This window comes from Enterobacter cloacae complex sp. OE43NF (genome assembly GCF_023544405.1).
GTDB classification, from domain to species: Bacteria; Pseudomonadota; Gammaproteobacteria; order Enterobacterales; family Enterobacteriaceae; genus Enterobacter; species Enterobacter cloacae.
Window position 1 is genome coordinate 41,203 of record NZ_JAMJFW010000008.1, and the last position, 23,889, is coordinate 65,091.

23 protein-coding genes are annotated in these 23,889 nt (G+C 57.1%); 13 read left to right on the top strand and 10 right to left on the bottom strand.

Annotated elements, in window-relative coordinates:
• Nucleotides 1–29: 29 nt before the first annotated feature.
• From M8370_RS05680 to M8370_RS05690, 3 genes are read left to right on the top strand one after another with little or no spacing between them, the layout of a single operon-like run.
• Entirely contained in the window at nt 30–713 is a 684-nt protein-coding gene (locus M8370_RS05680; protein WP_062729248.1) for a fimbria/pilus chaperone family protein, read from the top strand.
• A 20-nt stretch (nt 714–733) separates the two neighbouring features.
• A complete protein-coding gene (locus tag M8370_RS05685) occupies nt 734–3,163 on the top strand; it encodes a fimbrial biogenesis outer membrane usher protein (RefSeq protein ID WP_058651844.1) in 2,430 nt (809 codons plus the stop codon).
• The gene (locus M8370_RS05690) at nt 3,154–3,744 is read left to right on the top strand and encodes a DUF1120 domain-containing protein (protein WP_095428065.1); all 591 of its coding nucleotides are present in this window, start codon (nt 3,154–3,156) and stop codon (nt 3,742–3,744) included. The genes M8370_RS05685 and M8370_RS05690 overlap by 10 nt, the downstream gene beginning before the upstream one ends.
• Nucleotides 3,745–3,783: 39 nt before the next feature.
• Here the strand turns inward: M8370_RS05690 and M8370_RS05695 are convergent, their stop codons facing one another.
• Together M8370_RS05695 and M8370_RS05700 are read right to left on the bottom strand one after the other, a co-directional pair.
• Nucleotides 3,784–4,107, bottom strand: coding sequence for an AzlD domain-containing protein (locus tag M8370_RS05695; protein WP_020686891.1), 324 nt, complete (start codon nt 4,105–4,107; stop codon nt 3,784–3,786).
• Entirely contained in the window at nt 4,107–4,766 is a 660-nt protein-coding gene (locus M8370_RS05700; RefSeq protein ID WP_013099346.1) for an AzlC family ABC transporter permease, read from the bottom strand. Before M8370_RS05700 ends, M8370_RS05695 begins: the two co-directional genes overlap by 1 nt.
• A 101-nt stretch (nt 4,767–4,867) precedes the next feature.
• Here M8370_RS05700 and M8370_RS05705 point away from each other — a divergent pair, with 101 nt between their 5' ends.
• From M8370_RS05705 to M8370_RS05720, 4 genes are all read left to right on the top strand, one after another.
• The gene (locus M8370_RS05705; protein ID WP_013099345.1) at nt 4,868–5,416 is read left to right on the top strand and encodes a helix-turn-helix domain-containing protein; all 549 of its coding nucleotides are present in this window, start codon (nt 4,868–4,870) and stop codon (nt 5,414–5,416) included.
• Nucleotides 5,335–6,429, top strand: coding sequence for a LacI family DNA-binding transcriptional regulator (locus M8370_RS05710; RefSeq protein ID WP_255248578.1), 1,095 nt, complete (start codon nt 5,335–5,337; stop codon nt 6,427–6,429). The genes M8370_RS05705 and M8370_RS05710 overlap by 82 nt, the downstream gene beginning before the upstream one ends.
• A 104-nt stretch (nt 6,430–6,533) precedes the next feature.
• A complete protein-coding gene (locus tag M8370_RS05715) occupies nt 6,534–8,657 on the top strand; it encodes an alpha-galactosidase (protein WP_250020618.1) in 2,124 nt (707 codons plus the stop codon).
• Nucleotides 8,658–8,701: 44 nt separating this feature from the next.
• On the top strand, nt 8,702–9,979 hold the full coding sequence (locus tag M8370_RS05720) for an MFS transporter (protein ID WP_038985220.1): 1,278 nt from the start codon (nt 8,702–8,704) through the stop codon (nt 9,977–9,979).
• On the opposite strand, the gene rhaM is transcribed toward M8370_RS05720, so the two are convergent.
• The 5 genes from rhaM to rhaB all read right to left on the bottom strand — a co-directional run bounded on the left by rhaM (nt 9,967) and on the right by rhaB (nt 15,150).
• Entirely contained in the window at nt 9,967–10,281 is a 315-nt protein-coding gene (gene rhaM, locus M8370_RS05725) for an L-rhamnose mutarotase (RefSeq protein WP_038985218.1), read from the bottom strand. The two genes, M8370_RS05720 and rhaM, sit on opposite strands and share 13 nt — an antisense overlap.
• Nucleotides 10,278–11,426 carry a lactaldehyde reductase gene (gene fucO, locus M8370_RS05730; protein WP_114519383.1) on the bottom strand — a complete coding sequence of 383 codons (1,149 nt, stop codon included), beginning with the start codon at nt 11,424–11,426 and terminating at the stop codon, nt 10,278–10,280. The genes rhaM and fucO overlap by 4 nt, the downstream gene beginning before the upstream one ends.
• A gap of 46 nt (nt 11,427–11,472) precedes the next feature.
• A complete protein-coding gene (gene rhaD / locus M8370_RS05735; RefSeq protein ID WP_250020620.1) occupies nt 11,473–12,303 on the bottom strand; it encodes a rhamnulose-1-phosphate aldolase in 831 nt (276 codons plus the stop codon).
• 121 nt (nt 12,304–12,424) lie between these two features.
• Nucleotides 12,425–13,684 carry an L-rhamnose isomerase gene (rhaA, locus tag M8370_RS05740; protein ID WP_250020621.1) on the bottom strand — a complete coding sequence of 420 codons (1,260 nt, stop codon included), beginning with the start codon at nt 13,682–13,684 and terminating at the stop codon, nt 12,425–12,427.
• Nucleotides 13,681–15,150 (bottom strand): rhamnulokinase, encoded by a 1,470-nt coding sequence (gene rhaB / locus M8370_RS05745; RefSeq protein WP_250020623.1) that lies wholly within the window; start codon nt 15,148–15,150, stop codon nt 13,681–13,683. Before rhaB ends, rhaA begins: the two co-directional genes overlap by 4 nt.
• 301 nt (nt 15,151–15,451) lie before the next feature.
• On the opposite strand from rhaB, the gene rhaS reads away from it, so the two are divergent.
• Together rhaS and rhaR are read left to right on the top strand one after the other, a co-directional pair.
• On the top strand, nt 15,452–16,288 hold the full coding sequence (gene rhaS, locus M8370_RS05750) for an HTH-type transcriptional activator RhaS (protein ID WP_013099335.1): 837 nt from the start codon (nt 15,452–15,454) through the stop codon (nt 16,286–16,288).
• A 73-nt stretch (nt 16,289–16,361) separates the two neighbouring features.
• The gene (rhaR, locus tag M8370_RS05755; protein ID WP_013099334.1) at nt 16,362–17,210 is read left to right on the top strand and encodes an HTH-type transcriptional activator RhaR; all 849 of its coding nucleotides are present in this window, start codon (nt 16,362–16,364) and stop codon (nt 17,208–17,210) included.
• On the opposite strand, the gene rhaT is transcribed toward rhaR, so the two are convergent.
• On the bottom strand, nt 17,211–18,245 hold the full coding sequence (gene rhaT / locus M8370_RS05760; protein WP_250020624.1) for an L-rhamnose/proton symporter RhaT: 1,035 nt from the start codon (nt 18,243–18,245) through the stop codon (nt 17,211–17,213). It lies immediately after the preceding gene.
• A gap of 289 nt (nt 18,246–18,534) precedes the next feature.
• On the opposite strand from rhaT, the gene sodA reads away from it, so the two are divergent.
• Together sodA and yiiM are read left to right on the top strand one after the other, a co-directional pair.
• Nucleotides 18,535–19,155 carry a superoxide dismutase [Mn] gene (gene sodA / locus M8370_RS05765; RefSeq protein ID WP_003861999.1) on the top strand — a complete coding sequence of 207 codons (621 nt, stop codon included), beginning with the start codon at nt 18,535–18,537 and terminating at the stop codon, nt 19,153–19,155.
• A gap of 66 nt (nt 19,156–19,221) precedes the next feature.
• On the top strand, nt 19,222–19,896 hold the full coding sequence (gene yiiM, locus M8370_RS05770; RefSeq protein WP_013099332.1) for a 6-hydroxyaminopurine reductase: 675 nt from the start codon (nt 19,222–19,224) through the stop codon (nt 19,894–19,896).
• Between the two features lie 98 nt (nt 19,897–19,994).
• Here the strand turns inward: yiiM and cpxA are convergent, their stop codons facing one another.
• The gene (gene cpxA, locus M8370_RS05775) at nt 19,995–21,368 is read right to left on the bottom strand and encodes an envelope stress sensor histidine kinase CpxA (RefSeq protein WP_013099331.1); all 1,374 of its coding nucleotides are present in this window, start codon (nt 21,366–21,368) and stop codon (nt 19,995–19,997) included.
• Nucleotides 21,365–22,063, bottom strand: a complete 699-nt coding sequence (gene cpxR, locus M8370_RS05780) for an envelope stress response regulator transcription factor CpxR (RefSeq protein ID WP_003862004.1) — start codon at nt 22,061–22,063, stop codon at nt 21,365–21,367. Before cpxR ends, cpxA begins: the two co-directional genes overlap by 4 nt.
• Nucleotides 22,064–22,213: 150 nt before the next feature.
• Here cpxR and cpxP point away from each other — a divergent pair, with 150 nt between their 5' ends.
• Together cpxP and fieF are read left to right on the top strand one after the other, a co-directional pair.
• Nucleotides 22,214–22,720 carry a cell-envelope stress modulator CpxP gene (cpxP, locus tag M8370_RS05785; RefSeq protein WP_013099329.1) on the top strand — a complete coding sequence of 169 codons (507 nt, stop codon included), beginning with the start codon at nt 22,214–22,216 and terminating at the stop codon, nt 22,718–22,720.
• Nucleotides 22,721–22,873: 153 nt separating this feature from the next.
• On the top strand, nt 22,874–23,767 hold the full coding sequence (fieF, locus tag M8370_RS05790) for a CDF family cation-efflux transporter FieF (RefSeq protein ID WP_013099328.1): 894 nt from the start codon (nt 22,874–22,876) through the stop codon (nt 23,765–23,767).
• Nucleotides 23,768–23,889: the final 122 nt, after the last annotated feature.

Here is a 23,889-nt window from a genome sequence, read left to right on the forward strand (position 1 = left end):
GTTTCCATCAATATTAACGGACTAATATTATGATTCTCTCTAAAAAAACGTTGCTCTGCGTTTGCCTGCTTTCGTCGTTGCAGACATTTGCCGCCGGTATGGTGCCAGATACTTCCCTGCTGTTGATTAACGAAGACGAGCGGGGAGCGAGCATGGATGTGAAAAATAGCGACGATACCGCCCAGCTTCTTTATACCCGTGTTGTCGATTTACCGGACGATCCCACACCTGGTGTTATTGTCACTCAACCGGTGGTACGTGTAAATGCCGGTAAAACGCAGCGTGTCCGCTTTGTCTTAAAAGACAGCGCGGAAAAATTAAAAACAGAACACTTAAAACGCGTCATTTTTTCCACTATTCCGCAACGAGAGCAGAATAAAGTGAAAATGGTGTTCAGCCAGAATCTCCCGGTCATTATTCACCCGGCGGGTCTCGACGTGAATATGGAGCCGTGGAAAGATCTGCGCTGGCAGATTAAAAACGGCAACCTGACGGTGGTAAACGATACACCTTATGTGGTGCGTATGGAGCAAAACGCCACGTTATTACCGTCACGAATTAAGGTCAAATTCGATAAAAGCTATATTCTTCCCGGCCAGACGATGATAGCGACGTCAGAAAACAAAATATCCGGGCAGAATAACAAAGTAGAAATGTACCCTGCTACCCGCTTTGGCTATAAAGCCAGTTCTTACGTTGCTGAATTAAAATAATAATACCCGACGGAGTGGCCATGAAAATTTCCCCCTGTAAAACAGGCGTGCTGGCATTTTGCCTGAGCGCGGTGGCATTCGGAATTCGTGCAGAAATTCTGCCAACGGCAGCGCCCAGTATGGAGCTGGCAAGAGCGTTTTTCGATACCCAGGCGTTAAAAGAGAATGGCCTCGATCCGGCTATTGCTGACTATTATGCCGTCGCCCCGCGATTTATGCCGGGTTACCATAATGTCACCGTGCTTATTAACGGCAAAAAGCGCGGCATTATGCCCGTGAAATTTAATGATGAAGGTCTTCCGTGTATTGATGGGGAATTTCTGGACGCCGCCGGGTTATATAAAAAGCTCAAGCGTGAAACGTGCCCTTCAATTCACCAGTACTGGAAAAACGCAACGGTCGTCACTTCTCCAGACGTAGACGAAATTTCACTGGTTGTTCCGCCGGAGGCCATTAACCCGGAAAGTGGCCGCCAGGTGGCTGACGTGCGTGGCGGACGCGCGGCTATGCTGAACTACTCCATGTTTGGCACCCATTACGACTTTGATGATGATAAGTCCGATCGCTTTCAGGCTTCGTTTGAATTTGGCTTTAACGCAGGCGACTGGATTGTGCGCAGTTCGCAGTTTATCAGCGACGGCAGCGGCATGTCGTTCGAGAGCGACTCGCTCTACACCTATGCACAGCGCACCTTTACCGACTACGGCGTGATGGTGCAGGGGGGGCAAATTAACATCGCCAACAGCCGCTTCAGTATCCCCGGCATCTATGGCGTACAGATGATGCCGGATAACGCTCTCCTGCCGGGCTACAGCAGCGGTATTGAGGTGAGTGGTATTGCCCGCAACGCCCAGGCGCGCGTGGACATTCGCCAGGGTGGACAGCTGATCTTCTCCACGCTGGTACCTGCCGGGCCGTTCACCTTAAGCGATGTGCCGGTTGCCAACCTGAACACGGATTTAAAGGTCACGGTGACGGAAACCGACGGCAGCGAAAGCCATTTTACGGTTTCCGCCAGCACCTTCCGTAGCAACCACGTGGGCCGCGCGCCGGGGTTTTCACTGGCCGTCGGGCGTGCAGAGGACATGGAGACAAACTTTACGCAGCCGTGGATTGTCGCCGCATCAAACGGCTGGTCCATTAACAACCGGATGAACTTTCTCGCCGGCATGGTGATGGCAGATAACCACTATTACGGTTTCTCCGCCAACATTGACACCGTGCCGATGCAGCATATGTATGCCTCGCTGGGTTTTCTCGGCTCCATTGATAACCTCTCGCAAACCGACGGTAACAAAACCACGCTGGATCTCGGCTACGCCTTACCGTGGGGGCTCGGCCTGTCCCTTGGCGGGAGCTACGGTACGCCGAAGTATCGTGAAATGCAGGAGTTATACAGCGATGACGATGACTACTCGACCACAAAATACGACACCAACGTTGGCGTGAGCTGGTCGAACCCGACGCTGGGCCGTTTCTCTCTGAGCTATTACAACAACCAGACATGGAACAGCGAATACGACAGCCGCCGCATCATTTCGTCATGGTCGCGGTCGTTCCGCTATTTTAACGTCAGCGTAAACTGGGAATCAGACATCAGCCACGGTGATAAGTACACCAGCGACAGCGATATGTTTTATGTGAACGTCTCTGTGCCGCTGGGCCGCACCGGCGTGTCCACCAACAGCTGGTACCGTGAAAACGAGGGCAAAGCCTCTTACGGGACCCGCGCCATGGGGTCATTTAACGATGAAAACACCTACACGGTGGGCGTCTCTCAGGATCACGATGACAGCGTAACCAACTGGGATGGTTCGCTGAACAGTAACCTGCACTACACCACGCTCGCGTTGGGGATTGGCGGTGACAATGAAAGTAACCGTAACTCCTCGATCGCACTGAGCGGCGGCATTGTCGCGCACGGTGATGGCGTTACCTTCTCACCTTATCCGGTAACAGATACCTATGCGGTAGTGGCGCTGGACAAGCCCGTTGCCGGGGTGGCGATAGGTACCCCGCGCGGTAACGTCTGGACGGACAAATGGGGCAGAGCGGTTGTGCCCGCCCTGACACCGTTCAGCGAAAGTACGGTTGAAATAGATACCCAAAGCCTGCCGGGCAATGTTGACGTCAGCAACGGTCATGCGTCGCTGAAGGCCTCCCACGGAGCATTTGCTCACTGGAAGTTCACCACGCTGAGCCAGCGCCGCGTGCTGCTGAACATTACGCGCGCGGACGGCACGCCGTTACCGAAAGGCGTCTCTGTCGTGAACGGGAAAGGGGAGTACATCACCTCAGCACCGGAAGACGGCATCATTTTCCTGAATGATATTTCCGCCAGCCAGACGCTGTATGCGAAGCAGGATGCTGGCCGTTGCACGCTGAGTTTCACTTTGCCGGAAGCGGACCCCACTCAATTCTACGAGGAGATAAACGGAAAATGTCTCTGATTATTCATCGCACGTGTTTACTGCTGCTGGCCTGCGTCGCCCTCAGCCATGCTCCCTCCGTCCTGGCAGAAGAAGAGTGTCAGGTGGTTTCGTCAGTAAAGAGTATCAATAATGGTCTGCTACGTCGGGAGGCGATGCGCGAGGTCAGCACGGATATTGCCGGAAAAACGTACCGGGGTTATGCCTCGTCAGAACGTGAGATCCAGGTGTCGGTGATCTGCCCGGACGCGCGCAAGATCCGCCTGCAGGTGGACGGCCCGGCCCGTGGAAATAAAGCGTATCGCTTTAGCGACAACGGTGTGCTGAAAATCACGGCGAAAGAGGCCCGCATGGATAATGGTGCCGTGCAGCTGGCGGCCGTGCCGCGCGGCGCGGCGCAGGTCACCGCGGGTGCAGCGGAGGTTACGCTGCCACCGGATACGTCGCTTGTGGCGGTGAACGGCAGCGAGGTGGCGGGCAAACAGCTGGTCGTTACGCTCTCGGTGGTCACTTATCTCAACGATAACGCGTTCAGGACCGGCAACACGGCGGAACTCGAAGAAATGCTGACGGTGAATTACGTTACCCTCGCGGCGCAGTAAACGCCGCCTTGCCCGACGGACGCGTGCTGTCGGGCTTTTTTATGCCATGCCCGCCAGACGCAGCAGCGCCGTAACGACCGCCGCCGCCACGATCACCACAATTAACGGCATTTTTCGCCAGGCCAGAAACACCGCAAACGCCACGCCCAGCACCCGCGCCATCCCGGCGAAATGTTCCCCTTCATAGAAGGTGGTCGCCAGCGCCACGGAAAACAGCAACACCGTTGCCGCATCCGACAGCAGTGCCTGAGATCGCTCGGACAGCGCCAGTCGGCTACCCAGTTTCGCCCCGCCAAGACGCATCAGATAGGTCCCTGCTGACAGAATGGCGATACCGAGGATAAAGAGGGTCATGTTTTCCATTATTTTTTCCTCGCGGCGAGACCGAGTAAAGAGAGCAGTACCGGTAAGCCCACCGGAGCGAACGGTACGGCGGCCAGCGACAGGGCGGCGCCGCTGCAGGCGCGGATAAGCGTGGTGCGGTTTTTAAACGCCGGAACCACTAAGGCCAGCAAAATGGCCGGAAATACCGCGTCCAGCCCGATGGTTTCCGGGGCCGGCAACAGTTTTCCGACCATGGCACCCAGCAGGGTACCCAGCGGCCAGAGGATGGCAACGCCCAGGCCGCACAGCCAGTAGGCCGTTTTGCGCTGCTCCGGGGTTTTTTGCGACAGCCCAAACACCACGCTTTCGTCGTTCATGATGTGGCAGCCCAAAAAACTTAAACCGCGTTTACCCACCAGCTCGCGCACCGTAACGCCAAACGGCACATGGCGGGCGTTCACCAGCAGCCCGGCCGCGGCCGCCGCCAGTGGGTTACCCCCGCTCGCCACGATACCGATAAACATAAACTCCGAGGCCCCCGCCAGCACGGTAATAGACAGTACAAACGGTACCCACAGCGGGAAACCGTAGGCCATCGCCAGCGAGCCGTATGACATCCCCACCACGCCAACGGCGAGGCAAACGAGGATAATTGCTTTGATGGTGTCGCCTTTCAGGCAAGAGAGAGAACGTTTCATACAATTTTAGCCATATCGAACGTGTATCCATTATAATGAACGGATCAGATTCGGTTTACAAGATGAACGAATCGTTCGATTTATAGAACAAGAGGCCGTTTATGACGCAGCCAATCAGCGTGATCGCCAAAAGTCTGGTGCGAGAACGCCTGCGAACCGGACTTTCACTGGCGGAAATTGCCCGCCGTGCCGGTATCGCTAAATCCACACTTTCGCAGCTGGAGTCCGGCAATGGCAATCCCAGCCTTGAGACGCTGTGGTCGCTATGTGTGGCGCTGGATATTCCCTTTGCACGGTTGCTGGAGCCGCAGCAGCCGACCACGCAGGTGATCCGCCGCGGTGAAGGCACAAAAGTGGTCGCCGGGCAGGCCAATTACGAAGCCATTCTGCTGGCGGCATGTCCCCCGGGTGCGCGGCGCGATGTCTACCTGCTCATCACCCAGCCAGGTGCCGATCGTATTTCCCAGCCCCATTCACCGGGGTCAGTTGAGCATATTATTGTGACCCAGGGCCGGGCGCTGGTCGGTCTGCTTGATGCCGCTGAGGTGCTGGAGGCAGGGGATTACATTTGCTATCCCGCCGACGAGCCGCATATCTTCAAGGCCCTGGAGCCAGACACCTACGCGCTACTGGTGGCGGAACAAAATTAACCAGGAAACGGAAACGCATGTCGCTTAAAGCTATCGCCAAAGAACTGGGGCTTTCGGTTACCACCGTCAGTCGTGCCCTCAACGGATATGACGACGTCTCCAGCGAGACGCGCGCCCGCGTGGAAGCGGAAGCCCAGCGACGCGGCTATCGGCCCAATACCTTTGCCCGTCGCCTGAAGATGGGCAAGATCGACGCGGTGGGGCTGGTTTTCCCGGTACATCCTGTTCCGCTCAATAACAGCGTATTTATGGACATGGTCGGCGAAATTAGCCATGAACTGGCGCGACATGAAATCGATCTCCTGCTGATTGCCGATGACGATCTGGCCGATAAACATAGCTATATGCGCATGGTGCAAAGCCGTCGCGTGGATGCGCTGATTGTGGCGCACACGCTGGATCACGATCCGCGCCTGGAGCAGCTTCAGGCTGCCGGGTTCCCCTTTCTGGCTCTCGGACGCAGTCAGCTGCCGCAGCCCTATGCATGGTTTGATTTCGACAACTACGCCGGTACGTATCAGGCCACCCGCTGGCTGATCGAAAAAGGCCATCAGCGTATTGCTTTGCTTGGCGAAAGTAACAACCAGGCGTTCATCACCCAGCGTCGCCAGGGGTATCTGGATGCGCTGCGTGAAGCCGGGCTGTCCAGCGAGTGGCTGCGCGCCATGCCGCCTTCCCGCCGGGTCGGCTACGCCACAACAAAAGAGCTGCTCTCTCTGCCGCAACCCCCCACGGCCATCATCACCGACTGCAACACCCACGGCGACGGTGCGGCAATGGCGCTGGCACAGCTTGGCCGTTTAACCGGCGAGAATGCCGTATCGCTGGTGGTCTACGACGGTTTGCCCCAGGACAGCATCGTCGATATCGACGTGGCGGCGGTGATCCAGTCTACCCGTCAGGGCGTCGGGAAACAGATTGCCGATATGGTGCGTCAGCTGATTAACGGCGACGACATTGACAAACTTCAGGTGCTCTGGCAGCCGGAATTCTCCCCAGGCCAGACGGCTTAAACAACGCAAAATTCCAAACCCGATCACAGATCCGAAACGTTTTGGTTTGTATCCGAAACGTTTCGGATCAACACTCAGGACATCCCGATGACTGGAGATGTCTGATGCAAGATTCCGTTTTTCGACTCGTAAGCAACACGGTGGACGTGGTGATAAAAACGCACCCGTTTGCCGAAATTCTCTACTGGGGGCCGCACCTTCAGCACTTTTCGCCGCAGGATGCCGCTACGCTCGAACGCCCGGTGGCTAACGGCAGGCTCGACGTGGATTCCCCGGTTACGCTGATGGCTGAACCTGGACACGGCCTGTTTGGTTCACCCGGCATTGAGGGGCACCGGCAGGGGCTGGATGGTTCCCCGGTTTTCAGCACCACCGACGTGCAGCAGCAGGGACAAACCCTGACGATAACGGCAGAAGATGAACACGCGGGCCTGCGCCTGACCAGCGAGCTGGCGCTGGACGCCAGCGGCGTGCTGGTCGTGCGGCACGGCGTAACCAACCTGAAATCGCAGGCGTGGCAGGTGGACCGTTTTGCCGTCACGCTGCCCGTGGCGGAGCGCGCCCGGGAGGTGATGGCGTTTCATGGCCGCTGGATCCGTGAATTCCAGCCGCACCGCGTCATGCTGGAGCATGACAGCTTTGTGATTGAGAACCGCCGGGGTAGAACGTCTCACGAACACTTCCCGGCGCTCATTTCAGGCACGCCGTCGTTCAGCGAAATGCACGGCGACGTCTGGGGTGTTCATCTGGGCTGGAGCGGCAACCATCGCCTTCGCGCTGAAGCCAAAACCGATGGCCGTCGCTATCTGCAAGCGGAAGCGCTCTACCTGCCAGGGGAGATGGTGCTGGAAGAGGGACAAACGCTCTGGACGCCACGCCTTTATGCGAGCTACTCCGCGCACGGGCTGAACGGCATGAGCCAGCAGTTTCACCGCTACCTGCGCGACAACATCATCCGTTTCCCGGAAAACAAACCGCGTCCGGTCCATCTCAACACCTGGGAGGGGATCTACTTCAACCATGATCCGAACTACATCATGCGTATGGCTGACGAGGCGGCCGCGCTGGGTGTGGAACGCTTTATCATCGACGACGGCTGGTTTAAAGGTCGCAACGACGACCATGCTGCGCTGGGCGACTGGTATCTGGATGAGAAAAAATACCCGAACGGCCTGCGGCCAGTGATCGACCATGTCAAAAACCTCGGCATGGAGTTCGGCATCTGGATTGAACCGGAGATGATCAACCCGGATTCCGATCTCTACCGCGCGCACCCCGACTGGGTTCTGGCGCTGCCCGGCTACCAGCAGGCCACAGGACGTCACCAGCTGGTGCTCAACCTGAACATTCCGCAAGCGTTTGATTACCTGGTGGAGCGCATGAGCTGGCTGCTGGGTGAGCATGCGGTTGATTATGTGAAATGGGATATGAACCGCGAGCTGGTGCAGCCTGGCCATAACGGCAGAGCCGCCGCCGACGCGCAGACCCGCCAGTTTTATCGACTTTTAGATGTGCTGGGCGAGCGTTTCCCGCATATTGAATTTGAATCCTGCTCCTCAGGTGGCGGACGAATCGATTACGAGGTGCTGACCCGCTGCCATCGCTTCTGGGCGTCCGACAACAACGACGCGCTGGAGCGCAACGCTATTCAGCGCGGCATGAGCTACTTCTTCCCGCCGGAGGTGATGGGCGCGCATATCGGTCATCATAAATGCCACGCGACGTTCCGCCAGCACAGCATTGCCTTCCGCGGCCTGACGGCGCTGTTTGGCCATATGGGGCTGGAGCTGGATCCGCTCACCGTCGATGAGAAAGAGCGCGAAGGTTATTGCCATTACGCTGCGCTGCACAAGCAGTGGCGCGAGGTGATCCACCACGGCACCCAGTGGCGCGTAGATATGCCGGACGTCACCACGCTGGCACAGGGGATCGTGAGCGAAGACAAGTCGCAGGGACTGTTTATCGTCAGCCAGCTCGCGATGCCGGATTATACCCTGATGATGCCGCTGCGCATGCCGGGGCTGGAGGCCAGCGCGCAGTACCGTATCTCGCTGCTCGATCACCCGAATATTCAGATTACGGGAGAGGGCGGGCACACCATGCGCAAGCTGCCGGCATGGATGGAGACACCGCAAACGGTGAGCGGTGAGTGGCTAATGCAGGCGGGTATTGCGCTGCCGATTCTCGATCCGGAAACCGCCATTCTGATTGGTGTGGAACGCGTGTAAGGGTGACGGGCCGGGAAACTGGCCCTCCGTTGAGGATAAAAATAATGAACACAACAACCTGTACCCACAAAGACAACCCTAACTTCTGGATCTTCGGGCTGTTCTTCTTTCTCTACTTCTTCATCATGGCCACCTGCTTTCCGTTCCTGCCTATCTGGCTGTCGGACATCATCGGCCTGAACAAAACCCATACCGGCATTGTTTTCTCCTGCATTTCGCTGTCGGCTATCGCCTTCCAGCCGGTGCTGGGGGTGATTTCGGACAAGCTGGGGCTGAAGAAGCATCTGCTGTGGATTATCTCTGTACTGCTGTTTCTGTTCGCGCCCTTCTTCCTGTACGTCTTCGCGCCGCTGCTGAAAACCAACATCTGGCTGGGCGCGCTGAGCGGCGGGCTGTATATCGGCTTTGTTTTCTCGGCCGGGTCCGGGGCGATTGAGGCCTATATCGAACGCGTGAGCCGCAACAGCGCCTTTGAATACGGCAAGGCGCGCATGTTCGGCTGCCTCGGCTGGGGATTGTGCGCCTCAACGGGGGGCATCCTGTTTGGCATCGATCCGTCGTATGTTTTCTGGATGGGCTCGGCGGCGGCGCTGTTGCTGATGCTGCTGCTGATGGTCGCAAAGCCGAAGCCCAATCAGACGGCACAGGTGATGAATGCCCTGGGGGCCAACCAGCCGCAGATCACCGCGAAAACGGTCTTTAACCTGTTCCGTCAGCGCAGAATGTGGATGTTTATTCTGTACGTGATTGGCGTGGCCTGCGTCTATGACGTTTTTGATCAGCAGTTCGCCACCTTCTTCAAAACCTTCTTCGCCACGCCGCAGGAGGGCACTCGCGCCTTTGGTTTCGCGACGACGGCGGGGGAGATCTGTAACGCCATCATCATGTTCTGCTCGCCGTGGATCATTAACCGTATTGGCGCGAAAAATACGCTGCTGATCGCCGGGTTGATTATGGCGACGCGCATCATCGGCTCGTCGTTTGCCACCACCGCCGTGGAGGTCATCGCCCTGAAAATGCTGCACGCGCTGGAGGTCCCGTTCCTGCTGGTGGGAGCCTTCAAGTACATCACCGGCGTGTTTGATACGCGACTCTCGGCCACTATCTATCTGATTGGCTTTCAGTTTGCCAAACAGTCAGCGGCCATTTTCCTCTCCGCCTTTGCCGGAAATATGTATGACCGGATCGGCTTCCAGGAGACGTATCTGATGCTGGGCTGCTTCGTGCTGGCAATTACCGTGGTATCGGCGTTTACGCTGAGCAGCAGGCAGGAGATAGCCGCTGCCGCGGGCGCGGCAGCGTTAACCAGTCAGTCCAGATAAAACACCTCTTCCAGCCCGGTACTCACCGGGCTGTTGTCCGGGTTCGACGGCATTACATCACGCATGTGTTTCCACCAGCGCTGGCAGACGTCGGTATTCGCGACCGCGCTCCAGCGCTCCTCCGATTCAATCTCTACGGTGGCAAACAGCAGGTTACGTTCCCGGTCGAGATAAATAGCGTAGTGGTGCGCGCCGTGGTCCTTCAGCTCCGCTTCCAGCTCGGGCCAGATGGGGTTGTGGCGACGCGCGTACTCCTCGTGCGCGTCCGGGTTTACCTGCATCACAAAGGCTTTGCGGATCATAATGCCTCCAGATACAGCTCGCGCACCTCGTCGCGGCTGGCGGTGCGCGGGTTGCATGGCGCGCATGGGTCGGCGAGGGCTTTATCCAGCCAGCCTTCGATATCGGCTTTGGTGACACCAAGCTTGCTGAAGCCGGACGGAATGCCGACGCGGGCGCTCAGGTCGCGAATCGCCTGAATCGCTGACAGACTGGCCGCTTCGTCGCTCATGCCGCGCGTGTCGACGCCCATCGCCTGCGCCACGCGAGCAAACCGTGCTACGGCGTTCGGGCGGTTAAAGTTTTCGATGATCGGCAGCAGGATGGCGTTACACACGCCGTGCGGCAGATTGTGCGTCGCGCCCGGCTGGTGCGCCAGGGCATGCACGAGGCCGAGGCCAGCACTGTTAAACGCCATGCCCGCCAGATACTGACCAAACGCCATCTGCTCGCGTGCTTCCAGGTTATGACCGTCGTCGACCGCTTTGGGCAGCCAGAGGTTAATCAGGCGAATTGCTTCCAGCGCGTTGGCATCGGTCAGCGGGTGCGCGCCAACGGACACGTAGGCTTCAATGGCATGGGTTAACGCATCCATTCCCGTTGCGGCAGTGACGGACGCAGGAATATCCAGCATCACGCTGGCATCATCCACGGCGATATCCGGAATGATGTTCGGGTCGATGATCACTTCTTTCACCTGACGCGCGGAGTCAATAATCACCGCGTTGCTGGTCATCTCCGCCGCCGTGCCTGCGGTGGTGTTGATCGCCACCAGCGGCACACCCGGGTTTTTCACCTTGCCGACGCCGGAATAATCGGTGGACGGACCCGGATTGGCGGTGAGGATTTTAATCGCTTTGGCGGTATCAATCGGGCTGCCGCCACCAAAGGCGATAAGATAATCACATTCCGCGTCCCGGTATGCTGCATAGCCTTTTTGCACCAGCGCCTCCGTCGGGTTGGGAAAGACCGCGTCAAACAGCTGATATGACATCTGGTGCGCATCCAGCGCGGTAAACAGACTGTCCAGCAGGCCCAGCTTCACCAGCTGGCCGTCGGTGACAATCAGCGCTTTGCCCCACCGTTTGTTCGCCACCAGCCTGACCATGTCGCCAATAGCGCCCGCGCCGTGCAGGCTGATTTTTGGCAGTGCCAACATAAAGCTCATGATAATTCTCCTTAACTATCGCCCGGACCGTCCGGTCAGCGAGGGTTTATGCATATATTTCCAGCGCTGAACGGAGCGGGGTTACGCCGAAGCGCTTGCCGAGCGCAATAAGTTCTTCGCGGGTAATGGTTTGCTTCATACCGCCCATGGAATAAACCTTTACCAGCACTTCAGCGGATTTCTCGGCGGTGTCGATCAGGCCGAAGGTTTCATCAAGCGTAGGGCCGCTGCCAAAGACGCCGTGGAACGGCCACAGCACCAGCGAATGTTTTTGCATATCGCTGGCGGTCGCCTGGCCGATTTCGTCGGTGCCCGGTACCATCCACGGCAGAATGCCGACCCCGTCCGGGAAGACCACCAGACACTCGGTGCTGCCTTCCCACAGCTTGCGGGTGATGAAGTCAGAGCTGTTTTCCAGCACATAGGTCAGGGCGATCAGGTTGGTGGCGTGGCAGTGCATGATCACGCGGTCTTTGCCGTTGGTCGCCTTAATGCGCTCGCAGTGCGAGAGGAAGTGCGCCGGCAGTTCAGACGTGGGTACCGCCTCATCGGTCAGGCCCCACAGGATGTGGTAGCCCGCGCCGTCGCTGTCCACTTTCACCACGCCAAGGTTGGCCTCAGGATCAAGCTGGACGTTACGGAAGAACTTGCCGGAGCCAGTGACGATAAACGGCGTATTGGCGAGCAGCGGCATGGGCTGGCTCAGGGCAATATAGCGCGGCTTCTGGTGGAAATCGGCGGTGTAGGGTTCGATATCCGCGTCGTCCAGGCGCAGCGTCAGGTTGCCGCCGTTACGCTCGTCCCAGCCCTTCAGCCAGGCATCGGAGGTGGCTTTGATCATGCCCTGGACGAACCAGGAGGTGGTGATGGTCTGCATAGTTTTCTTTTCCAGTTATCGCGGTGAGGTTGAACCCCTCACCCTAACCCTCTCCCCAAAGGGGAGAGGGGATGGTTTGCTCCCTCTCCCCTTTGGGGAGAGGGCAGGGGTGAGGGGGCAGTTACCCGCGCTGACTCAATACGTCTTTCTCATACGCCCGCACGTTTTCCAGCCACTGGCTGCCTGCCGGCGTGTCGTTACGCTGGCAGTACATCTCCCACACGGCCTGCCACGGCAGGGATTTCTGCTCTTCCAGCAGCGCCAGGCGCGCGGTGTAGTCGCCGGTTGCTTCCAGCTGTTTCAGCGCTGCGGTTGGCTCCAGCAGCGCGCGCAGCAGGGCTTTTTTCATATTGCGGGTGCCGATCACCCATGCCGCGATGCGGTTGATGGAGGCGTCAAAGAAGTCGAGGCCAATGTGCACGCGGTCAAACAGGTCATGACGGATGATTTCGCTGGCAATCGCCTGGGTTTCGTCATCCAGCAGCACCACGTGGTCGCTGTCCCAGCGCACCGGACGGCTGACGTGCAGCAGCAGGCGCGGTACGAAGAGCATGGCGGCGGAGATTTTGTCGGAGATCACTTCTGTGGGATGGAAGTGACCGGCGTCCAGGCACAACGCGGTCTGGCGGCTGGTGGCGTAACCCATGTAGAACTCGTTCGAGCCGACGGTGTAGCTCTCCGCGCCAATGCCGAACAGCTTGCTCTCCACCGCGTCGATGTGGTGCGCCGGGTTGAGTTTTTCGCTGATGGCCTCATCCAGCGCGGCCAGCAGGCGCTGACGCGGGGCGAGACGGTCGACGGTGATGTCTTTCATGCCGTCCGGGATCCAGATGTTCATCACCGACGGCGTGCCAAGCTGCTCGCCAAACCAGGCCGAGACGCGCCGGCAGGCTTTAACATGGTCGATCCAGAACTGACGGATGTCGTCGTTGGCATGCGCAAGGGTAAACCCGTCTGCGCTCAGCGGGTGCGAGAAGCAGGACGGGTTAAAATCCAGACCCAGTTTGTTGGCTTTGGCCCATTCCACCCAGTTTTTAAAGTGCTCCGGTTTGATTGCGTTACGCGCTACCGGCTCGTCGGACTCCAGATAGATCGCGTGCAGGTTCAGGCGTTTTGGCCCCGGGATCAGGCTCAGCGCCAGTTCCAGATCCGCACGCAGTTCTGTGGCGTTGCGCGCTTTGCCCGGGTAGTTACCCGTCGCCTGAATGCCACCCGTCAGAGAACCGCCCGGGTTCTCGAAGCCGGCGACGTCATCGCCCTGCCAGCAGTGCATGGAGACAGGCAGACGGTCGAGCTGGCGCAGCGCCGCGTCGACATCCACGCCGACGGCGGCGAAACGCTGTTTAGCCAGGTCCCAGGCTTGTTCAAGTTGAGTGGTCATGCGCAAAGCTCCTTAGTCAGTCGTTTTTGCTGAAACTGCGCCCGGTAGCGGGCAATTTCATGGCAGGGATTAGGGGTAAAGGTGGTCAGGCGGGTATTCGCGGTGACCACCGAACGGAATTCGTCGACGTCTGAAAGTTCGTCCAGAGTCATCAGTTGAATACCGATGTTGCCGAGCGTTGAGGCCTCCACCGGACCCGCCACCACGGTGATGCCGCAGGCATCGGCGCAGAGCTGGTTCAGCAGCTGGTTCTGGCAGCCGCCGCCCACGATATGCAGCTGGCTGAACGGTTTGCCGCGAAGGCTCGCCAGCTCGCTCAGAACATCCGCGTAGAGCAGGGCCAGGCTGTCAAAAACGCAGCGCGCCAGCTCGGCAGGACGGGAAGGCACCGGCTGACCGGCTTCGAAACAGGCGGCCTGGATTTCGGCGCTCATATGCACCGGGTTAATAAAGCGGTCGTCGTTCGGGTTGATCAGGAACGTACAGGCCTTCAGCTTTTCGGTCTCTGCGATAAGCGCAGGCAGGTCGGCAATGTGCTGCTCTTTCAGCACCCGCTGGAGCAGCCAGAGCCCCATGATGTTCTTCAGCACGCGGTAGCGGCCTTCGGCACCGCCTTCGTTAGTGATGTTTGCTGCCATCGCGGCGTCGCTGGTGTACGGCGTTTTGCTCTCAAAGCCCATCAGCGACCAGGTGCCGGAAGAGAGATAGGCAGCGTCTTTACCGGCCAACGGAGATGCAATCACCGCGCTGGCGGTGTCGTGACTGGCGACGGCGACCACCGGGATTTCATTCCCCTGCGGGCAAATCCAGTAACCGATTACGTTGCCCGGATGGGTCGGCGTGCCGAACCAGGAAGGCGAAGCGCCGGTCCAGGCCAGCAGGGTTTCATCCCAGCTGTCGGTGTTAATGTTGACCAGCTGCGTGGTGGTGGCGTTGGTGTATTCCCAGTTCATGTTGCCGGTCAGCCGGTAGCTTAAGTAGTCCGGGATCAGCAGCGCGTGCGCCACCTTTTTGACCAGCTCCGGCTGCTGCTCAACCAGCGCGCGCAACTGATACAGGGTGTTAAAGGGCAGAAACTGAATGCCGCTGCGGCCATAGATGTTGTCCTTGCCAAGCTGCGCGATGGCCTGTGCCATCAGCCCGTCGGTGCGGCTGTCGCGATACGAGACGGGCAGGCCGACGCGGTCGCCGTGGCTGTCGAGCAGAACGTAGTCCACCCCCCAGGTATCAATGCCAATGCTGTCGATGCGAATGCCGTCGTTGCAGACGTTGTTCAGCCCGGTACGGATCTCCGCTTCCAGGGCATCAATATCCCAGGTATCAAAACCGTCCTGTTTTTGCAGGCAGTTGGCGAAACGGTGCATTTCGCGAAGCGTAAGTGTGCGCTTGCCGCAGTCCCAGGTGGCGAGCATTACGCGGCCGCTGGATGCGCCTAAATCGACAGCCACACAATGGCGAAAAGTCATGGTCAGGTCCCTTCTTAAGTCATTGGTGCTGAGTGTAAAAAAGGGAAGAAAAGACCACCTTCTCGTCACTGACAGCCCGAATCTCGCGCTGGCAAGAAAGCAAAGATGAACGTGAGGGAGTTCACAATTTCCAGTCAGGGCGGGGTTTTCGGGCAATGTGACGCTGACCGCATTTCCCGATTTTTCCGTCTGTTTCTTGAAAAATGGACAGCTTTTGCGACGTTTGCTGTCAAAAATTTAAGGTGAGTGTGGAAGGCCTTAATTACTATTTTGAGAACTTTTCTCATTGGTGGGGGCCGTTATGACCGTACTGCACAGCGTCGATTTTTTCCCGTCGGGAACGTCTCCGGTCGCGATTGAGCCACGGCTCCCGCAGGCTGCGTTTCCTGAACATCATCATGATTTTCATGAAATTGTGATTGTCGAGCATGGGACAGGCATTCACGTCTTTAACGGCCAGCCGTACACCATCAGCGGCGGTATGGTGTGCTTCGTGCGCGATCACGACAGGCATTTGTATGAACACACCGACAACCTGTGTCTGACCAACGTGCTCTATCGTTCGCCGGACGCGTTCCAGTTTCTGTCGGGGTTGAATAAGCTCCTGCCTCAGGAGCAGGATGGGCACTACCCGTCTCACTGGCGGGTGAATCAGTCCACGTTGCAGCAGGTGCGCCAGCTGGTGAATCAACTGGAGCAGAGCGAGGACGGGCAGGAGACCCATGCCATTGCCACCCGCGAGCTGCTGTTTATGCAGCTGCTGGTGCTGCTGCGTCGCAGCTCTCTGGTGGAAGGGCTGGCAAATAACGACGCGCGGCTGAACCAACTGATGGCCTGGCTGGAGGACCATTTCGCCGAGGATGTGTGCTGGGAAACGCTGGCGGATGATTTTTCGCTGTCGTTACGCACGCTCCATCGTCAGCTCAAGCAGCACACCGGGCTAACGCCCCAGCGCTACCTCAATCGTCTGCGCCTGATTAAGGCGCGTCATCTTTTACGTCACACCGATGAAAGCGTCACGGATATCGCCTATCGCTGCGGTTTCGGCGACAGTAATCACTTTTCGACCCTTTTTCGCCGCGAGTTTAGCTGGTCGCCGCGCGATATCCGTCAGGGGAAGGATGCTTCACTCCAGTAACGCGAAGGCAATCACCGTTTTATTGCCGCAAAAAGGCTAATAATGTCCGGTTATTCACCGTAGAGGTTGTGGTGTGGCCGCTCAGTTAATTCTTCGCAAAGATGATTTTTTTGCCTCCGCGAGTCAGGCCGTCGCGGTGGCCGACCGCTACCCGCAAAATGTCTTTGCCGAGCATACCCACGAATTTTGTGAGCTGGTGCTAGTGTGGCGCGGCAACGGCTTACACATCCTCAATGACAGGCCCTACCGCATTACGCGTGGCGATCTGTTTTACATTCGCGCCGAAGACAAACACGCCTACGCCTCGGTTAACGATCTGGTGTTGCAGAACGTGATCTACTGCCCGGACAGGCTCAAACTGAACGTCGACTGGGCGGCCCATATCCCCGGTTTTCTCAATGCCAGAGGCGAACCCCACTGGCGCTTGAGCAGCAGCGGCATGGCACAGGTGCGCCAGACGATCTCCCAGCTGGAGCAGGAGAGCCAGAAGCACGATCCGGTGGCAAACCCGATGGCGGAACTGCTGTTCGCCCAGCTGGTCATGACCCTCAAACGCCATCGTTACGCTACCGATAACCCCTCCGCGACCGTTCAGGAAGCGCTGCTGGACAAGCTGATCGCCCGGCTTGCGGGCAGCCTGAACAAAAGTTTTGTGCTGGAAAAATTCTGCGAGCAGGAGCAGTGCAGCGAGCGCGCGCTGCGCCAGCAGTTCCGCACCCAGACGGGGATGACGGTGAATCACTACCTGCGCCAGCTGCGCATCTGCCACGCCCAGTATCTGTTGCAGCATACGGAGCTGATGGTCAGTGAGGTGGCGATGCGCTGCGGGTTTGAGGACAGTAATTACTTTTCGGTGGTGTTTAACCGCGAGGTGGGGATGACGCCGGTTCAGTGGCGTCATCGCAGTCGAAAGGCAGCGTAATCAGTTCGCCATGCCGAGGCCGACAATGTTAGCGGCAATGATGATCACCACGCAGCCCAGGCTCAGGACGCCCACCGGACGACGCCCGGCGTTATTCCACTCCTTCAGTACCAGCCCAACCAGTCCGCCGCACAGTACGTAGAAGCTCATGTGCAGCATCCAGCTTATGTAGTCGTACTGCGGTGGAATGCTGGCGTGACCCCAGGCGTAGAAAAAGAACTGCAGATACCACATGAGGCCGCCCAGCATCGACAGCAGTACATTGGTGAGGATTAAGGATTTTGCCAGTGAGAAATCGGCTTTTACCGACAGATCCTTCACTTTTGCCAGACGAATGAAGCAGAAGCCGAGGTTTACCAGCGCGCCGCCGCCCATGATCACCACGTAGCTTGGCAGCGCCACGTACAACGGGTCGACGCCCAGCGCGGCGGCCGCTTCGTGCATAGGTTTTGCGGCGTTCATGGCGAACGACATGCCCGCCGAGAAGATGCCGCACATCACTGCCAGCAGCAGCCCTTTCTTCAGGTTAAAGTCCTCGGCTTTGATGCCCATCTTGCGCTCTTTCAGCTGACCCGCACGGGTGACGATACCCACGCCGATCACCGCGACAAGCACGCCCATCAGCGTCATCTGCCCGCCTTTGGTGTTGAGCAACACATCGACATTGCCGTTAAGAATGGGCGTCATCAGCGTGCCGACGATCAGTGTAATGCCAATTGCGATGCCGATACCCATCGACATCCCGAGGTAGCGCATGGTCAGGCCATAGTTGATGTTGCCGATGCCCCACATCGCACCGAACAGAAACACCGGCAGCAGGGTGGAGGCACTGAAGGAGGTGAAGTAGCCCCAGAAATCCGGGAGCAGCATGGCGCTAATGGTCCACGGCAAAATCAGCCAGGAGACGGTACCGCCAACCGACCACATGGTTTCCCACGACCACCCTTTCACCTTTTTGAACGGGGCATAGAAACAGGCTGCACTGGCTGCGCCTATCAAATGCCAGAAGATACCCATCGTAATCGCATGATTCATTTTTTACGTCCTCATCGTTTTTATAGCCGGTGGCTTCCCCCCGACTTGATGAGTGTAAAAATTAGGCGGTTCAGGAACCTTCAGAAGGTTGCCGCAATTTGGTTCTGGATGGCAATCAGCACGTTAACCGGGTGAGCAGACTCACAATTTTGTCATTTGGCAAAACCCAAATAACCTTATAAAAACTACGGCATTGATAATCATTTTCAATATCATTTAATTAACTATAATGAACCAACTGCTTACGCGGCATTAACAGCTGTGCCGCCCGACACTAATGGAGAGGATTATGAGTTATACACTGCCATCCCTGCCGTATGCCTATGACGCACTGGAACCGCATTTCGACAAGCAGACGATGGAAATCCATCACACTAAACACCACCAGACCTATGTGAACAACGCGAATGCTGCGCTGGAAAGCCTGCCAGAGTTCGCTAACCTGCCTGTTGAAGAGCTGATCACTAAACTGGATCAGCTGCCAGCGGACAAGAAAACCGTACTGCGTAACAACGCGGGCGGCCACGCTAACCACAGCCTGTTCTGGAAAGGTCTCAAAACCGGAACCACCCTGCAGGGCGACCTGAAAGCGGCTATCGAGCGCGACTTCGGTTCTGTTGATAACTTCAAAGCGGAATTCGAAAAAGCGGCTGCAACCCGTTTCGGCTCCGGCTGGGCGTGGCTGGTTCTGAAAGGTGACAAACTGGCGGTCGTTTCTACCGCAAACCAGGACTCCCCGCTGATGGGTGAAGCGATCTCTGGCGCATCTGGTTTCCCAATTCTGGGTCTGGACGTGTGGGAACACGCTTACTACCTGAAGTTCCAGAACCGTCGCCCGGACTACATCAAAGCCTTCTGGGATGTGGTGAACTGGGACGAAGCTGCAGCGCGTTTCGCCGCGAAAAAATAAGGTTGCATTGACGCCTGTGAGAAGCGAGTCTGTTGACTCGCTTTTTTTGTATCTGAAGGAGTAGAGATGCATTACCCGGTGAATGTGTTTACAGGCAAGGTAAGGGAATACGACGGCAGCCGCCCGAGCGCCATCGCCAAAGTGCAGGTCGACGGAGAGCTGACGTTAACCGAACTCGGGCTTGCGGGCGACGAGCAGGCCGAGAAGAAAATCCACGGCGGGCCCGAACGCGCGCTGTGCCACTATCCGCGCGAGCATTATCAATACTGGATAACCGAATTCCCTGAACAGGCGGACCTGTTCGTCGCCCCCGCGTTCGGTGAGAATCTCTCCACCGAAGGGCTGACGGAGAAGAACGTCTTCATTGGTGATATTTTCCGCTGGGGTGATGCCCTGATTCAGGTAACGCAACCGCGCTCGCCATGCTTCAAGCTTAACTTCCATTTTGGCATTAACGACATGTCCGCACGGCTGCAGAGTGCGGGTAAAACCGGCTGGTTGTACCGGGTGGTGCTGGCGGGGCAGGTGTCTGCGGATGCGCCGCTGGAGCTGGTGTCGCGCCTGAGCGATGTGTCGGTGTATGACGCCTGTGCCATTGCCTGGCATATGCCGTTTGATGACGAGCAGTATCATCGCCTTCTGTCGGCGGCAGGGTTATCCACCAGCTGGACAAGAACGATGCAGAAACGCCGCACTAGTCGGCAGATTGAGGATAATTCGCGGAGATTGTGGGGGAAATAGTGCCCCTCACCCCGGCCCTCTCCCCAAAGGGGCGAGAGTGAAAAAACCGCACCGAGCAGTCCCCTCTCCCCTTTGGGGAGAGGGTTAGGGTGAGGGGATTACGCGCGCTTATACAACGGTAGCCACAGCGTTAACCGCAGCCCGCCCAACGGACTGTCGTCGGCTTTCACCCAGCCGCGATGCTGCTGCATAGCGGTTTCAACAATCGCCAGACCCAGCCCGGTACCGCCAGATTCACGGTCCCGCGCCTCGTCGGTGCGGTAGAACGGACGGAAAATCTGCTCGCGATCTTCCGGGCTTACGCCTGGACCATCGTCATCCACAATGATGGTGATACCGTCTTTATCCACCGAGAAGGCCACCTCAATCTTCGTATGCGAGTAGCGCAGGGCGTTACGCACGATATTCTCCAGCGCGCTCTCCAGCGTGTTGGGGTTACCGTACAGCGGCCATGGCCCCGGCGGGAAGTTGACGGTGAACGATTTACCCATCTGTTCCGCTTCGAACGCCGCGTTGTCTAACACTTCATGCCACAGCTGATTGGCTTTCACCGTTTCGCTCACCAGCGCGTTTTTCTGCTGATTGCGCGACATCACCAGCAGATCGTTGATCATGCTGTCCAGACGCTGGGCTTCGGTTTCGATACGTTCCAGCTCTTTGCTCTCACCGCTGCGGCGACGCAGCAGTGCGGTGCCCAGCTGGAGTCGCGTGAGCGGCGTACGCAGTTCGTGCGAGATATCCGACAGCAGCCGCTGCTGCGTGGTCATCATGCGCTCAAGAGCGGTGATCATCTGGTTAAAACTGGCCCCGGCGGCAAGAAACTCCTGCGGTCCGGCTTCCAGCTCAGGGTGCTGTCGCAGGTTACCCTGCGCCACTTCGTCGGCGGCGTTTTTCAGCTTACGCGCCGGTTTTGCCAGGCTCCACGCCAGCCATAACAGCAGTGGAGAACTGACCAGCATCGTCACAATCAGCAGCAGAAGCGGACGGTCAAACAGCAGGTTGATAAAATCGGACTGGGAATTGCTCGCCGGGCGAATCAAATAAAGCTGGTAGTTATCTTCCCCATCCCTGACTGAGAAAGGGCCCACCATCTCAACCCGACCATATTTTTTCTTCTGCGGATGATCGGCGTTATCCGCCTGGCCAATAAAGTTGCGGATGATCTGCATTTCATTGCGATCCGCGCCAATCACGCGGCCTTCGCTGGTCACCAGCAGCAGGCGTTGTCCGGGAGGTGCCCATTTGTCGATAGCGCGAAACAGCCTGCGCCACCACATCAAATCGTTTGGCGGATCGTTTGCCAGCTCGGCTTCTACGTGCTGCTCGATCATCACGCCCTGACGTTGCTCGCTGTCGAGAAGCTCCGTCATCTGGCGTGAGTCGAGTTTTGGCAACATCAAAACCAGCATTAAAACCAGTGCCAGCGTCAGCCAGAAGATGGCGAAGATGCGGGCGGTTAAGCTTCCTATCATGAAGCGGAAACCATCAGATAGCCGCGACCACGCAGGGTTTTAAACCACGGATGACCGTCTTTACGCTCCGGCAGTTTGCGGCGCAGGTTCGAGATATGCATATCGATGGCGCGGTCAAACGGCGTGAGGCGTTTACCCAGCACTTCCTGGCTTAAGTGTTCACGCGATACCACCTGGCCGAGGTGCTGCGCCAGCAGATACAGCAGCGTGAACTCGGTACCGGTCAGCTCCAGCGTTTCACCGTCAAAGCTTGCTTCCTGACGACCCGGATTGAGGCTCAGGGAGTCCACTTCCAGCGTCGGTGAACTGTTGTCAGTATTCTGCTGCTGTTCGCTCCAGTGGGAACGACGCAGGATAGCGCGAATACGGGCAACCAGTTCGCGGTCGTTGAACGGCTTCGGTAGATAGTCATCTGCACCCAGCTCAAGGCCGAGTACACGGTCTAGTTCGCTGCCGCGTGCGGTCAGCATGATAACGGGGGTCTGGTGTGTCTGGCGAAGCTCTTTCAGCGTATCAATGCCGTTTTTCTTCGGCATCATGACGTCGAGCAAAAGTAGATCGATGCTGTCGTCAAGGAGACTCAGCGCCTGCTCGCCATCATGGGCGACCAGAACGTTGAAACCTTCCATGTCGAGCAACTCCTTTAAAAGAGATGTGAGCTCTCGGTCATCATCAACTAACAGGATTTTATTCATTGTTTAAATACCTCCGAGGCAGAAATTACGACATCAAGGCTATCTAATCCATGACTTTACGTTGTTTTACACCCCCTGACGCATGTTTGCAGCCTGAATCGTAGACTGTCTCTCGTTGAATCGCGACATGAAAGATTTTGGGAGCAAGTGATGCGCAAAGTTACCGCTGCCGTCATGGCCTCAACGCTGGCGTTCAGTGCGTTTAGCCAGGCCGCTGTAGCTATCATCGGCGATAACGCGTCCTCACAAGAGGGCATCGCGCAGCACAGCAGCCAAAGCCATATGTTTGACGGCATAAGTTTAACCGAACATCAGCGTCAACAGATGCGAGATCTGATGCAGAGGGCACGACACGATCAGCCCCCTGTTAATGTTAGCGAAATGGAGACAATGCATCGCCTTGTCACCGCAGAAAATTTTGACGAAAACGCTGTACGTGCTCAGGCAGAAAAAATGGCACAGGAGCAGGTTGCCCGCCAGGTAGAGATGGCGAAGGTTCGCAACCAGATGTTCCACCTGTTGTCGCCCGAGCAGCAAGCGGTTTTGAACCAGAAACATCAGCAACGTATGGACCAATTGCGTAAGGTTGCACGGATGCAGCGAAGCTCAGAAACGACGCTTTTCAGTAGCAATAGCAGTACCCGTAGTAACCAGTAAACCCTGTTTTCCTTGCCATAGACACCATCCCTGTCTTCCCCCACATGATGTGGGGGTTTTTTTTGCCCTTCATTCTGATGTGTTAACCGTTTATTCATCCTTTGACTCCGTAACCTTCCGTTATACTAGCGGCATGGCATGACAGGAGTATTTATGAATCAATCCTATGGAAGACTGGTCAGCCGGGCCGCCATTGCCGCGACGGTCGTGGCCTCAAGCTTACTGGTCATCAAAATATTCGCGTGGTGGTACACGGGCTCAGTCAGTATTCTGGCGGCGCTGGTGGACTCGTTGATGGATATTGCCGCCTCGCTGACCAACCTGCTGGTGGTGCGTTACTCGCTGCAACCGGCGGATGAAGAGCACACCTTCGGGCACGGCAAAGCCGAATCGCTGGCGGCGCTGGCGCAAAGTATGTTTATTTCCGGCTCTGCGCTGTTTCTGTTTTTAACCGGCATTCAGCATCTTGTTTCGCCATCACCCATGAACGATCCCGGCGTGGGCGTGGTGGTGACTGTGGCTGCACTTATATGCACCCTTGTTCTTGTAACGTTCCAGCGCTGGGTGGTTCGAAAAACGCAAAGTCAGGCTGTACGGGCGGATATGCTTCATTATCAGTCTGATGTTATGATGAATGGCGCTATTCTTATTGCGCTCGGTCTGGCCTGGTATGGCTGGCATCGGGCCGATGCGTTATTTGCGTTAGGGATTGGCATCTATATTTTATACAGCGCTTTGCGGATGGGGTATGACGCGGTGCAATCGCTTCTTGACCGTGCGCTCCCCGACGCAGAACGCGATGAAATTTATACTATCGTGACCTCCTGGCCGGGTGTCAGTGGTGCTCACGATCTTCGTACGCGGCAGTCAGGGCCGACCCGCTTTATTCAGATTCACATAGAAATGGAAGACAACCTGCCATTGGTTCAGGCTCACGTTATTGCTGAGCAGGTGGAGCAGGCGATTTTGCAGCGTTTTCCTGGGTCAGACGTCATTATTCACCAGGATCCCTGCTCGGTTGTACCCGGTTATGTTGGGCTTTCGTAATTCGTTGTAAAAAAGTGAGCCAGGCCAGCATTTTGTGTATAAATTACCGCCATTTGGTCTGACCTGAATCAATTCAGCTGGAAGTGGTTGATATACTATTTGCAGTATTCGTTGGTCGACAA